10 protein-coding genes are annotated in these 13715 nt (G+C 66.3%); 5 read left to right on the top strand and 5 right to left on the bottom strand.

All coding sequences use genetic code 11. The annotated features are described in order from the left end of the window. Window positions 1–9: 9 nt before the first annotated feature. A complete protein-coding gene (locus ACW175_RS10085; RefSeq protein ID WP_492104349.1) occupies window positions 10–2973 on the bottom strand; it encodes a TonB-dependent receptor in 2964 nt (987 codons plus the stop codon). Window positions 2974–3251: 278 nt separating this feature from the next. Here ACW175_RS10085 and ACW175_RS10080 point away from each other — a divergent pair, with 278 nt between their 5' ends. Continuing rightward, window positions 3252–4205, top strand: a complete 954-nt coding sequence (locus tag ACW175_RS10080; RefSeq protein ID WP_492104348.1) for a LysR family transcriptional regulator — start codon at window positions 3252–3254, stop codon at window positions 4203–4205. Here ACW175_RS10080 and ACW175_RS10075 read toward each other — a convergent pair. The 4 genes from ACW175_RS10075 to ACW175_RS10060 are packed head-to-tail and all read right to left on the bottom strand — an operon-like array spanning window position 4202 to window position 8414. After that, on the bottom strand, window positions 4202–5326 hold the full coding sequence (locus ACW175_RS10075; RefSeq protein WP_492104347.1) for a glycosyltransferase: 1125 nt from the start codon (window positions 5324–5326) through the stop codon (window positions 4202–4204). The genes ACW175_RS10080 and ACW175_RS10075 overlap by 4 nt on opposite strands. Before the next feature lie 46 nt (window positions 5327–5372). Further along, window positions 5373–6242, bottom strand: coding sequence for a glucosamine inositolphosphorylceramide transferase family protein (locus ACW175_RS10070; RefSeq protein WP_492104346.1), 870 nt, complete (start codon window positions 6240–6242; stop codon window positions 5373–5375). Further along, window positions 6235–7191, bottom strand: coding sequence for a hypothetical protein (locus ACW175_RS10065; protein WP_492104939.1), 957 nt, complete (start codon window positions 7189–7191; stop codon window positions 6235–6237). The genes ACW175_RS10070 and ACW175_RS10065 overlap by 8 nt, the downstream gene beginning before the upstream one ends. Window positions 7192–7196: 5 nt before the next feature. Further along, window positions 7197–8414, bottom strand: a complete 1218-nt coding sequence (locus ACW175_RS10060; protein ID WP_492104938.1) for a glycosyltransferase — start codon at window positions 8412–8414, stop codon at window positions 7197–7199. 189 nt (window positions 8415–8603) lie between these two features. Here ACW175_RS10060 and ACW175_RS10055 point away from each other — a divergent pair, with 189 nt between their 5' ends. The 4 genes from ACW175_RS10055 to ACW175_RS10040 all read left to right on the top strand — a co-directional run bounded on the left by ACW175_RS10055 (window position 8604) and on the right by ACW175_RS10040 (window position 13709). Beyond that, complete coding sequence (locus ACW175_RS10055) at window positions 8604–9854, top strand: glycosyltransferase family 4 protein (RefSeq protein ID WP_492104345.1); 1251 nt, start codon at window positions 8604–8606, stop codon at window positions 9852–9854. 14 nt (window positions 9855–9868) lie between these two features. Then, the gene (locus ACW175_RS10050; RefSeq protein WP_492104344.1) at window positions 9869–11065 is read left to right on the top strand and encodes an LptF/LptG family permease; all 1197 of its coding nucleotides are present in this window, start codon (window positions 9869–9871) and stop codon (window positions 11063–11065) included. A 383-nt stretch (window positions 11066–11448) separates the two neighbouring features. Then, the gene (locus ACW175_RS10045; RefSeq protein ID WP_492104343.1) at window positions 11449–13254 is read left to right on the top strand and encodes a methyl-accepting chemotaxis protein; all 1806 of its coding nucleotides are present in this window, start codon (window positions 11449–11451) and stop codon (window positions 13252–13254) included. After that, window positions 13251–13709: a chemotaxis protein CheW gene (locus ACW175_RS10040; RefSeq protein WP_492104342.1), complete on the top strand. Its 459-nt coding sequence runs from the start codon at window positions 13251–13253 to the stop codon at window positions 13707–13709. The genes ACW175_RS10045 and ACW175_RS10040 overlap by 4 nt, the downstream gene beginning before the upstream one ends. The last annotated feature ends 6 nt before the right edge of the window (window positions 13710–13715 follow it).

Raw genomic sequence — 13715 nt, 5'->3', positions numbered from 1 at the left:
GGGACTTGATCAGAATCGGGCGGTGGCGCCGACGAAGATGTAGCGACCCAGCGAGTCGTACATCCCCGCGAAGAAGGCGCCGTTCGAGGTCTGGCCGCCCGTGCTGGCGGTCACCGGCGGATCCTTGTCGAAGGCGTTGTTCACGCCCAGGCGCAGGGTGACCTTCTCGGTGACATTGGCCGAGGCGGCGAAGTCGACATAGCTGACGCTGGGCATCTTCAGATCGTAGGGCTGATAGGTCCCGGCCAGATAGATCGAGGTGCTCGACTTGTCGTTCTTCGTGCCGCCGATGTAGCGCCAGGTGGTCGAAAGGTTGACGCCGCTGGGCAGGGTCCAATCCGCCACCAGGCGGTGACGCCATTCGGGAATGGGCTGGCCGCAGGTGACGCCGAAATAGCCGTCGCAGCGATACGGGGCCAGGCCCGGCAGGATCTGGACCTCGTACTTGTCGGTCCTGGTCCCCGCGAAGTTCAGGCCAAGGCGGCCCGTGTTGCGACCGAACAACTCCGGCAGGTCGTGGGCGTAGCTGGCCGCGAAATCCAGGCCCTTGGTCTTCAGGTAGCCGGCGTTGATGCTGGTGGTGACGACATAGCCGCTGGTCACCAGCGAGCCGGTGGCGGCGTTGCGCTTGATCAGGTCGCACGAGATGCCGGAGTTGATGCACTGGTTCAGCTCGATGCTGGCCGGCACCGTGGTGATCAGCTTCTTCACGTCGATGTCGAAATAGTCGATCGAGACGCTCAGGCCCTGCACGAAGCGCGGGGTGAACTGGACGCCGAACGACTTGGTGTTCGAGGTTTCGGGATCCAGGTTCGGATTGCCGCCGACCATGGCGCCCGACTGCTGGCCCGCCGCCGGCGCGATCGAGCCGTACTGCAGCGCGGTGACGCCCGACAGCGCGCACTGGGCGGCGGTCGCCTTGGGCGTCGCGCCTTCGCAAGGGTCGGTGATCGCCGCGGTCACGACGCGCTGGGGACCGAACAGTTCCACCAGGTTGGGCGCGCGGACAGCGCGCTGATAGCTGGCGCGCAGGCGCACGTCGTTGATCGGCGCCCATTCGCCGCCGCCCTTGTAGGCCCAGGTGTCGCCGGCCGTGCTGTAGTCGGAGTAGCGGACGCCGCCCTCGACCGACAAGCTCTTGAAGAACGGCTTGTTCTCGACCAGCGGGACGCGGATCTCGCCGTAGACTTCCTTGACGTCGAACGAACCGGCGATCGGGAATTCACCGCCCGAGTTCCCGGCCACGTCGCGGCTGCTGTAGAAGCTGTCCGGCTGGAAGCTGATCTTTTCCTTGCGGTATTCGGCGCCGATGGCCACGCCGATCGGATACGACGCCAGCGGGCTGGTCACGCCCAGGTCGCCGGTCAAGGCGCCGCTGAGGATGCTCTCCTCGGTGTAGCCGTCGCGATAGACGACGTTCTGCACGTAGTTCAGCGCCGCCGGGGTGATGCCGTCGACCTGGAACAGGTTGATCGGCACGCACGACGGATCGGTACCGTTGACCACCGACTCGCAGACGACCTTGCCGCTGCTGTCGGTCACCGCGCGCAGGGCCTTGGCGAACTTGGCCAGCGAGTAGTCGCCGGTCAGGCGCGAGCTGTAGTCGGTGCGGCCATACTGCGCATAGACGTCGTAACGCCAGTGTGAGTTCAGGTCGCCGCGCAGACCCGCCACGCCGCGATACGAGGTGTGGTTCGTGTAGTCGTGGCGAGAGCCGCCCAGCGCGTTGCGCTGCGACACGATGACATTGGCGCTCTGTGCGTCGTTCAGGCCGACCGAGGTGCAGATCAGGTTCTTCTCCTGAGCCGACATCAGCGGGTTGTTGCAGTTGATCTTTTCGGAGACGGTGAACACGGCGGTCGGCGACAGTTTGATGTCCGCCTCGTCGCGCATGTACATCAGCTCGCCATAGGCCTCGACCTTATCCGAGAACTGGTAGCGGGCGAACAGGTCGGCGTTGTAGCGCTTGTCGGGCGACTGCAGGTCGTAGGTGTTGCCGTTGTTGAAGCCGTCCGTGCTGCGATAGGTGCGTAGCGTATTGCCTTCCAGGGCGTAGCTTCCCCGCGTCGCGCCGGTGGTCGGGTTGGTCAGCTGGAACTGCACCGGATAGGTGGCGCTGGACAGCGAGCAGGCATAGCCGGTCGCCGTGGCCGACAGGTTGCAGGTCGAAAAGTCGCGATCCTTGGTGCCGACGCCGGAGATGTGCTTGTAGCTGAAGAAGCCGGTGACGTTGCCGCGGCCCTCGGCGAAGTTCTTGCCGGCGGTGATCGAATAGCTCTGCTGCTCGCCGTCGAAGCTGCGGCCGAACGCCGGCAGCTGACCGGCCGCCCGCGCCGCCGAAGCGATCGGGTTGCCGTTCGAGTGCATGTAGAGGCCGCCCTGAGCGTCCACCTGCACGCCGTCGAAGTCGCGCTTGAGCATGAAGTTGACGACCCCGGCCAGGGCGTCCGAGCCGTAGACGGCCGAGGCGCCGCCCGTGACCACGTCGATGCGCTGGATCAGCGCCGCCGGGATGTTGTTGATGTCGGCCGCCTGGGCCGCCGAGCGGGCCGGATCGCCCTGCATCAAGCGACGGCCATCGATCAGGACCAGGGTCCGCTGATTGCCGAGGTTGCGCAGGTTGATCGTCGCCGTGCCGCTCGCGCCGACGGTGCCGCCGCGATTGCCGCTGCCTTGGTCGGCGAAGGCCTGCGGCAGGGTGTTGATCAGGTCCTCGACCCGAACGACGCCGCGACGGGCGATTTCCTTGTCGCCGATCGTGCTGACCGGGCTGACGCTGGTGGCGTCGGGGCTCTTGATGCGCGAGCCGGTGACGACGATGGCCTCGACCTGGTCGGACGGCGCTTCCTGGGCACTGACGACGGAGCCACAGGCCACGGCGGCCAGCACGGCGGTGGAGGCTAGTCCGAACCACGACGCGCGCTTGCGGCGGCCGTGGGTCGCGTCGAGCGCGGAACCGGAAAAGGACGACATCGAAGAACCCCCTTGGTTGTTGGCGCGCTCCGCCGACAGCCCTCCCCAGCCGTTTCTATTTATTGTTGTTCACCCCGATAGGTGGAGATGATCAGAATCCGTACTCCGTTGAGCACGACTTCGATCTTCCCTGCCCTATATTTATACTGCTGGGCGGAAGCGCGATGAAGAGACGCTAGCGAGCCCCCTTAGAAAGGGAAATTCTTTGTAATTATCTCGCTATAGATCGCGCTTATAGCCATTTCGGAAACGCGATCCAGTCTTGCTGGAAGCCCCCTGTGCCCCCGTCTTCGATCGCCACGCTCCCCCGTCCCGCCACCCGCACCCAGGCCATTTCGCTCCGCCAACTGAGGTTCTTCACGGCCCTGGCCGAGTCGGCGAACTTCAGCCGCGCCGCCGAGCGGATGATGGTGTCGCAGCCCGCGCTCAGCGCCGCGATCCGTCAGGTCGAGGACCATATGGGTCTGCGCCTGTTCGACCGCAGCACCCACCATGTCGCCCTGACCGACGCGGGCGCCGCCTTCCTGCCGCATGCCCGTCGCCTGCTGACCACCGCCGAGAACGCCTTCGTCGACATGACGGACGTGGCCACGCGCGGTCGTGCGGTCGTGCGGGTCGGCGTCATTCCCTCGGTGGTGCCCGCCGCCGCCGAGGCCATCGCGCGCCTTGGCCAGGAGCGCCCCGACATCTGCTTTCATCTGCGCGACGGCAAGAACGACAGCCTGATGGCCGACCTGCGGTCCGGCGCCCTCGACCTCGTCGTCGGCGTGCTGGGGCGTGTCGAGGACGATGTCGATGCCAGCCTGATCACCGAGGATGAGATGATGCTGGCCGCGCCGGTCGACCATCCCCTGGCCTCGCACGCCGCCCTGCCCTGGAGCGCCCTGGAGGGCGACGAGATCGTCCACTTCACCGGCGGCAGTATCGGCGAACTGAGTTCGGCGGCCATGCGCCAGAACAACCTCTCGCCGTCCCAGCGCTTCCGCGTGGATCAGGTCGGCTCGCTGTTCGGGCTGGTCGGCGCGGGCATGGCCCTGGGCGTCATCCCCTGGCTCTACGCGCGGGGCTACGAGACCGACAAGATCAGGCTGATCCCGCTGACCGCGCCGACGATCCGGCGCAAGCTTATGCTCTTCCAACGCTCGAAGCTGCGGGACGAACACCCGACCGCCAGCGCCTTCGGCTCGGCGTTGGCCCCATCGCTCGGCGCGATCCTGTCCGCTAAGGCCTAACGGGCGCGCGGCTGACAAAGGCGGGACTTGACGCGAAGATAGGCTTCGGCGGCGTCCTCGATCGTGAAGCGCCGCGCCTGCGCGAGGCTGAGATCCTGATCCTGGGAAGACGGTCGCGCCCTTGCGATCGCCTCGGCCATCGCCTGCTCGTCGCCCACCGGGACAAGGTCGCCCATCGCGCCGTGGCCGAGCAGAGTCGCCATGCTGCGACTGCAATCGGTGGCGACGATGGGAAGTCCGGCCGCGAGCGCTTCCAGAACGACGGCGGGCACGCCTTCGTAGTTCGAAGACAGAAGCAGGACATCGAACGAAGGCAGAAGGCTCGCCGGCTCGGAGACATACCCCCGGAACCTTACGCGCGCTTCAATCCCGAGCTCCCGCGCGATGCTTTCAAGCTTCGCGCGCTCGATCCCGTCGCCGATCACGGTCAGCGTATCGTCGCCGCGCGCGCCGCGAGCGAAGGCGCGAAGCATCAAGGCGATATTCTTCTGCGCCGACAGCCGCCCAATGCACACAAAGCGTCGACCGGTGCCCTCGCCCCGACCAGCGCCGCGCTCGGCCCGCAACCTTTCGATCAGCGGCTTTGACAAGGCCGGATCGGGGATGATGGTGATACGGTCCGCGGACACGCCAAGGCTTTCGGCGATCTCGTCGGCCATCGGCGTTTCCATGCCGATGAAATGATCCAGATGGCGTCCCTGGGTCCTGAGCCAGAGGCGATAGAAGAAACGGAACCACCTTGGCTGGTCCTGGCGATCAAGGTCGTTGCTGACCTTGACCAGGACGGGCGGGCAATCGCGGCCGAGCAGAAATTTGAGCGCCACGGCGACGACGGCGTAGGTATTGCCCGAGCAGAACAGGACGTCGGGGCGGACTCTACGCACCACCTTGGGAAGCGTCCGGATCATCCAGAGCGTTTCCATCTTCGCCCTATGCGGACCGGCATTGGGCGGCAGGATGAACTCAAGATCCGCGCCGACATCACCGGCCATGTCGCCGTCCGTTCGGCCCATGAACAGGGGCGCGTCGACGTCATGGGCTCGCCATTGCCGCACGAGTCGCAAAGCGACGCGTTCAACGCCGCCAGGCTCGAAGCTATGCAGGAACGTCAGGATGCGCATGGCGGCGCCTCCCGCGAAGGATGGTCCAGCCGAGTCTGACGCGACGCTACCACAGCGACCGGTCGATGCGCTTGACGTCGAACAGGGTGACCGGACCGCAGGCCGACAGTGTATGCAGGCCGTTCGCGTACGCCCCTACGCCTCGCGGAAGCGCCAGGGGCGGGCCAACTTCGGCCTCGAAACCCCCGGTGTCGAGCCTGAGAATCGTCAGAGGGCGGAGGCCGCCGCCATAGGTGCGCGTGCAGTCCTGCATCGGAAGGCGCGGCAGTCCATGCTCGATCCACGCCGTGCCGCCCGGGCGACTGGAGGCGAGATCGTTGCGGACCGGGTTGCCCGGATGGATCCGCCAAGGCCCCGTCAGGCGCTCGGCGAAGGCGAGATGCAGCCTCCCCTGCTTCCATCTCTGCGGCCCTGTCGGCGAATAGGCCAGCCACCACAGGCCATCGTGGCGGAACGGTGTCGCGTCGATGGCCGGCGTATCCAGTTCCAGACGCGCGACCGGCTCCCAGACACGGGGAAATTCCGCCGCGCGGTAGAGGGTCAGCGCGCCAGAGCGGTAGGCCTCGGGCAGCATCCAATACGCGCCGTCCGCCTCGAAGACCTGCGGGTAGGACAGATGCCAGGGCTCCCGCAGCACCACCGACCGCCCGATCGGCGAGAAATCCGCGCCGAGCTCGATCAGCTCGATGACGCCGTGCCGGGTCCGATAGTCATAGGCCTCGACGAACAGATGCAGGCGGCCGTCATGCCAGACGCCAAACGGATCGGCGAGGAACTTCAGCCGACCTTCCTCGGGCAGCCAGTGGACCGGCGTGTCGGGCGAGAAGCCGCGCCGAGCGACCTCGGCGATGGGGGTTTCGACGAGACCGACCCGCCAGATATCCCGCCCCGGGATCGTCACGCGCCAGCTAGTCATGGACGCCCTGGGGTTCGACGGCCGCCGGGACGATCGGCGCCAGAGAAGCGGAGGCGCGTCGCATGCCGCGCGCCAGATCGGCCGCGCCAAGCCCGACGATGACGATCAGATGCATACCCAGCGTAACGACCGCCAGCGCGGCCAGAAGCACGGCGACGGCCGAGTGCGCTCCCAGCAGAAGCAGCATCAGGTTTCCGAAGACCAGATCCTTGTTGGAGATCAGCGGGATGCGCGACACCAGGAAGCGGATCGCCAGGAGGACGATCCATAGCCCCGGGGCGACGTCCGGCAGCGCCATGCGCCAGATCAGGACCGTGAGCGCGGTCCAGACGATCAAGCGCAGACCGCAGACCATCGCGACATAGGCAAGCTGCCGCGGGCGCAGCGAGAATACCCGACGCCCAAAGGCCAGAACGCCAACCGAGATCGCCAGCGGAATAAGCCCCGACCACAGGGCCGGCCCGAGCCGCCCAGCGAAATCGAGCTCGCGCAGTTGGGTGATGCTGGCCGCCGCGAGCGCCAGGGTCAGGAGATTGCCCAGCAAAGCCGAGACGATATTGGCGTCTTTGATGGCCGCGAACGGCTCCGAAACCGCGGCGGCCGCTCGCCGCGCCCAGACATACAGGAACGCTTCGCCGCTATAGCCGAGCACGACTTCGTTGATGACGTTCTTACGCAGCAGCGCCTCGATGCCGGCCAGGGGCATATTCCAAAGACGCCGGAAGATCGCGAAGTCGAAGAGCGTCTGAACGAAATAGAGCAGCAGGAGCACCAGCCAGACGAGGGGCGGCAGCCGGCCGATCGTCTTCAGCACGTCCGACGTCGCGCCGCCGAGTTGCAGGACGATGGCGGCGACAAGGCCGATGGACAGCATGCCGCCCAGCAGGGTCCACCAGCGCGCGGTCTTGCTCCTCGCGCCGTTCGGATCGGGGGTGTCGGCTTGAGTCACGCGGGTCAAGCGCTCGCGCCGAACGCTTCGAGCGGCTGGGACGCTGGACGCGGCGCGATCGACCAGGCTCTGCCCGCCACCGCCTGATAGTGTTCGAACAGATCCGCGAAGTGGTCCTTGTCGCACCGGACCCGTGTCGCGGCCTCGACCGAGGCGACCTTTAGAGCGCCTGGATCGCGCGCGAACAATCGACGGATGGCGGCGGCCGCCGCTTCGGTATCGCCGGCGCGATAGATCTCCGAGGTCGACGGCTGGGCGAGATCGGCGAAGCCGCCGCGGTCGGGCCCCACGAGGGGAAGACCGCTGGCCAGGGCCTCCGCCGGCAGCAGCCCGAAGGTTTCCGAGTCGCAGCCATGCACCAGGACATCGGCGCTGGCGAGGTGAGCGGCCAGCAAGCCTCGATCGAGAATCGGCGGGATCAGATGGACATGAGCCTTGCCCGCGGCCGCGCGCAGGACCCTGGCGCGGTCGATACCATCGCCCACCAGTACGAGCCCGATCGGACCGTCAACGCGAGCCTTGGTCACGGCCTCGATCACCATCGGCCAGCGTTTTTCCGGATGAAACCGCCCCACGGCCAGGGCCAGTTTCGCATCGTCGGGGCAGGAACACGCCCGGAGCAGTTCCGATCGCAGGCGCTCGTCCCTGAATCGAGGGGAGAACGAGCCTCGATCAATTCCGAGCGGGACGCCCTTCACGGCCTTCACGCCTTGGTGCTCGAAGCGCTGCGCGAGCCAGTGGCCACCGGTGACGACGGAAGCGAAGTGTCCGGTCAGATTACGCAGATAGCTCCAGAACCATTCAAAGAGCTGATCGATCCGCTCAGGGCTGGCGACCGGGGCCAACCATCGTTGAGGATAGGTCGCCACGGGGTCCGCATGCATGAACATGACGCGCGCGGCGGGCCCGCGCCAGTTGGCGACGATCCAGGCCCCGCGCCAGGGCGAAGAGGCCTCGACCAGATCCGGCGACAACGAATCGAGCCAGCGATGCACGGGCTTCGCATCCCAGAACATGTGGTAGTTCGCGTCGAACGGCAGACGGGGCGCGCGAACCTGGATCAGGCCGCCCGAGCCCCGCGGCTCGAACCTTTCCTCCGGCCCCGGCGCGATAACGAAGAGCTCGTGGCCCAGTTGGGCCGCCGCTTCGAACTTGCGGTCGATATAGGTCCGCACGCCCCCGCCAGTGGGCGAATAGAACTCGGCGACATCCACTACCCGCATCGCGTTTCCCAAAAATAGTCCGCCCTCACCGTTAAAGCATCACCATGACGGTCGTGCGGCTGGCCACCTTCACAAAAAGACGACGTGAGCGGGTGTAGGTCTCATCCAGTTCGAGATTCCTTGTGGTGGTGGGGCAAGCGCGTCGTCGTAGTGGCCGGGGGGCCAGGGCGTGCTCATGGAAGGACAATCATGGATATCAAGGCGCTGACGCACACCGACGGTGCGCGCCCGTTGCGGATTGCCTTGTTCTCGGGGAACTACAACTACACCCTCGATGGCGCGAACAAGTCGCTGAACCGGCTGGTCGGCCACCTGCAGAGCACGGTGGGCGCACAGGTGCGGGTCTATTCTCCGACCGGACCGAACCCCGCGTTCGAGCCGATGGGCGAACTGATCTCGGTGCCGTCCGTGAAGATCCCATTCCGGCGGGACTATCGTTTGGCGCTGGGCCTGCCACGCGCCTTGCGGCGCGATGTCGAGGCGTTCAAGCCCGACCTGATCCACCTGTCAGCGCCGGACCTTCTGGGGTCGGCGGCGCTGAAGTTTGGACGAGTCCTGAAGGTCCCGGTCGTCGCCAGCCTGCACACGCTGTTCGACACCTATCTCGACTACTATGGGCTTGGTCGGCTGCGCCCCCTGGTGCGTCGCCAACTCTGGAAATTCTACGGCGCGTGCGACTATGTGCTGGCGCCGACCGAAGCGATCGGCGACGAGCTTCGCGCCCAGAACCTGCCAGCCCGCATCCGCACCTGGGCGCGCGGCGTCGATCCGGAGCTCTTCCATCCCGGACGCCGCAGCGAGGCCTGGCGGTTGAGCCAGGGCTTCGTGCCTGACCGTCCGGTGATCGTCTTTCTCGGGCGAATCGTCATGGAGAAGGGCCTGGCGGCCTTCGCCGAGACCATCGGCCGACTAGAGGCGGCGGGCCATGCCCCGCAGGTGGTGGTGATCGGCGACGGTCCTGGCCGGTCCTGGTTCCAGGAGCGAATCCCATCGGCGGTCTTCACCGGCTTCCTGACCGGCGAGGCCCTGGCCACGGCCCTGGCCAGTGGCGACATCTTCCTCAATCCCAGCACCACGGAAACCTTCGGCAACGTCAATCTGGAGGCGATGGCCTCGGGCCTGGCGATGGTCTGCGCCGATGCGCCCAACACGCGCGCGCTGCTGCGCCATGGCCGCAACGCCCTGCTCTGCGCGGATCAACCCTCCGCCTATGCCGACGCCCTGTCGGGCTTGCTGGTCGATCGCGAGGAGCGGCTGCGGCTTGGCGCCGAGGCGCTCGAACGCAGCGCCGCCTATCGCTGGACGGAGATCCTGGACGAGGTGCTGGACGTCTATGCCGAGGCTCTGGACGCTCGCCCTGTACTCCGAGCGCCGCGCGCGCCCGTGCGCCGCTCCGGCGTCCTGGTCGAGCCGCAACCGGCCGGCCTGCCCGTCCTCTGAGGCGCAGCCGCGACATGTTCCCGACCATACTCGACCGCTATCTGCTGAAGCGGACCTTGACGCCGATGTCAGCCGTCCTGATCAGCACGATGGTGGCGTTTCTGATGGAGCGCCTCATGCGCTCCTTCCAGTTGCTTTCTCAGACGACGGACGGTTTCAAGTTCCTGACAGAGCTGCTGGTCAACCTCGTCCCGCACTATGTGGGGCTGACCTTGCCAGGCGGTTTCTTCATCGGCCTGTTCGTCGTCGTCAACGGCCTCAACAAAAGCTCCGAGATCGACGCGATCCTGGCCAGCGGCACGTCACTGGGCCGCTTCGCCGCGCCCTTCGTCGGCCTCGGCGTCGTGCTGATGGTCTTCAGCATTCTGCTGTTCGGCTTCATCCAGCCTTACAGCCGCTACGCCTATCACGCGGTCCTGCACGCGGCCGCGAACGCCGGATGGAACGGCGATGTCAGGGCCAAGGCCCTGCTCACGGCTAGTCCCGATGTCTTTCTCACCGCCGATGACGCCGACGCCAGCGGGAGCAGGCTCGAGCACGTCTTCATCCGCAAGATCGGCCCCGATGGACGCGAGGACGTGCTCACGGCGATCTCGGCGGTGGTCCGCAAGGGCGCGGGCGATCAGATCGTCAAGCTTGAGCTGCGGGACGGCCGACAGGTCAGCACGACCCGCGAGGCCCAGGTCTATGTCACCAATTTCTCGCGCTTCGCCTTCGACCTGCCCCTGTCACAGTCGGCCAAGCTGCTGCGACTCCGGGGGGACGAGGTCAGCGAGCTGACTCTGATCGAGCTGGCCCAACAGGGCTTTGGCAAGCCGACGCCCGCGCTCCCCCGACAGGTCCTGCTGGCCGAGCTCTTCGCCCGGTCGTCGCGGGCGTTGATCCTGCCCTTGCTGCCGCTGCTGGCGGTTCCGTTCGGCCTGAGCGCCAAGCGCGCGGGTTCCGGCTCGGCCATGGCCACCGGCGGGGTTCTGCTGTTCCTGTTCGAGACCTCTATGATCCTCGGCCAGGCCATGGTCTCGGCGGCGCATCTTCCGGCGATCGTCACGATCGGAGGGCCAGCCGTGCTTTTCGCGACGGTGTGTGTCGCCACCTGGGTGACCAGCCGTCAGCGCCCAGGCGAAAACCCCGTCAGTTGGCTGACGGAGCATGTCGCGGTCCTGTTCGCCGCCGTTGCGCGAGCATTCCGCGCGCGGCGCGTGGCGCTCTAGCCGCCCCCCCCCCCTGGGCGCGGGTCTGATCGCCACCCGCAAGCCCTGCCACCGCCCCTGTCGGCCAGAGCCTTGGCGGGCGGCGCGCCCACGATTTGGACCGCCCCGGCAAGTCGAGCCTGGCCGGGAGCTGGCCCACGCGCCTGGATGACGGAATTCCGATCCAAGCCCGTATGCGTCTGCTCAAGCCACGCGGTCGGGAAGCGGTTTGGATCCTCGACGACGGCGGAGCGCCGAGTTGCGTCATATCGTCCAGCGCAAGCGGGCGACCGCGATTGGTAAGCTCTGATTAACTTAACCCGCCGCACGCTACTTTCAGTGAACCGCGTTCCCAGTCTCGCGTATCAGTCCAAAATACAACCAAAGGCCGATTGGGCAAAGAAATGATCAAGTCGCTGATGGGGGGTAAGGCCTCCCAACCTGGGAAACAAGTTCTTGAAGTTTTGCGCGCCAACGTGATGGTTGCCGACGCTAACCTCAACATCACTTACATGAACCCCGCGGTTAGAGCGTTATTGCAGGAGAATGAGGCCGACATCCGCAAGGAGCTGCCCAACTTCAGCGTCGCCGGGCTGATCGGCGCCAATATCGACGTCTTCCACAAGAACCCGGCCCATCAGCGCGGCATGCTCGCGCGGCTGACGGATCGGCACAACGCCACCATTCGCGTGGGCGCCCTGGCGTTCGACCTGATGGTTTCGCCGCAGCGCGAGGGCGGAAAAATCGTCGGCTTCGTGGTGGAGTGGGCCGACGCCAAGGAACGCCTGCTGAATCTGGACTACACCGCCCAGATCGCCGCGATCAGCCGCTCGCAGGCGATGATCGAGTTCGCCGTCGACGGCACGATCCTCAACGCCAACGACAATTTCCTCAAGGCCATGGGCTACACCTTGGCCGAAGTCGTCGGCCGCAAACATAGCATGTTCACCGAACCGTCGTACCGCGACAGCCAGGACTACGCTGATTTCTGGGCGCGCCTCGTGCGCGGCGAGTACCAGGCCGCCGAGTTCACGCGAATGGCCAAGAGCGGCGGTATCGTGACCATCCAGGGCTCGTACAACCCGATCCTCGACTCGAGCGGCAAGGTCGTGAAGATCGTCAAGTTCGCCACCGATGTCACCAAGCGTGTCGAGGCGGTGAACGAGATTGGCGCGGCCCTGACGGCCCTGTCCACGGGCGACCTCGAGCAGAGGATCGACAAGGCCTTCACCCCCGAACTGGACAAGTTGCGTCTGGATTTCAATCGCGCGCTTGAAACCCTGCAAGGGACGATGACCTTGGTGGGCCGCACGGCGGAGGCCATCCGCGCGGGAACCGACGAAATCCGCAGCTCCTCCGACGACTTGTCCAAGCGAACGGAACAGCAGGCCGCGAGCCTGGAAGAGACCGCCGCGGCGCTCGACGAGATCACCGCCACGGTCAAGCGCAGCGCCGAGAACGCCAAGGAGGCCTCCTCGGCCGCATCGGGAACCCGGGCTGACGCGGAGCAATCCGGCGCGGTGATGCGCGAAGCGGTTCAAGCCATGGGCGAAATCGAGCAAAGCTCGGTGCAGATTACGCAGATCATCGGCGTGATCGACGAAATCGCCTTCCAGACAAACCTGCTGGCCCTGAACGCCGGCGTCGAGGCCGCCCGGGCCGGCGAGGCCGGCCGAGGCTTCGCCGTTGTCGCCCAGGAAGTGCGGGCCCTGGCGCAGCGCTCGGCCGAGGCGGCCAAGGAGATCAAGACCCTGATCGCCAGCAGCACCGCCCAGGTCGGCCGAGGCGTCAAGCTGGTCGGCGACACGGGCCAAGCCCTGACGACCATCGTGGAGAAGGTCGCGCGCATCGACAGCCTGATCTCCGAGATCGCCACCTCGGCGCAGGAGCAAGCGGTTGGCCTCAACGAGGTCAACGCCGCGGTCAATCAGATGGACCAGGTCACGCAGCAGAACGCCGCGATGGTGGAGGAGGCTACCGCCGCCGCCCACTCGTTGCGCGAGGAAACCCAGGCCCTGGGAGACCTGATCGGCAAGTTCCAGTTTGGAAGGACCGAAGCCGCCTCGCAGATCCGACGTCCGGCCCCGGCCCATGCCCCGGCCGCCGCGAGCCCTGTTCACGCCGCCCAGCGCAAGATCGCCGCCTTCGCTGGCGCTCGCCCAGGCTCGGCCGCCGTCGCGGTCAAGACAGAGAATTGGGAGGAGTTTTGACAGCCTCCCTCGCCCATCCCGGCCAGCTTGAACTGATTTCGTTCGAGATCGGCGGCCAGGAATACTGCATCGACATCAGCGTGGTCAGGGAGATCCGTGGTTGGACGCCGACCACCGCCATGCCTCAGACGCCCGACTACATCCGCGGCGTCATCAATCTGCGAGGAACGGTCATGCCGGTTCTCGACCTTCGCAACCGTCTGGGGCTGGGGCGCACGGAGCCCTCCTCGCGCCACGTCATCGTCGTGGTGCAGCAAGACGTCCGCATGGTCGGCCTGCTCGTCGATGCGGTTCAGGAAACCTTCATGGTCGACGCCGCGCTGCTTCAAACCCCGCCGGAGATGGACACGGACGGCAACCTCTTCGTCGACGCGATCATTCCGCTGGAAGGCCGGATGCTCAGTCGATTGATCGTCGGGGCCTTGATGCCCGGCGGCGCGCGCGTGGCGGCCTAAGCCGAG

Source organism: Caulobacter sp. FV1ye6ST, assembly GCF_058681225.1.
The sequence above is the reverse complement of the archived record's forward strand: the minus strand, read 5'-3'. Positions and strand labels throughout refer to the sequence as shown.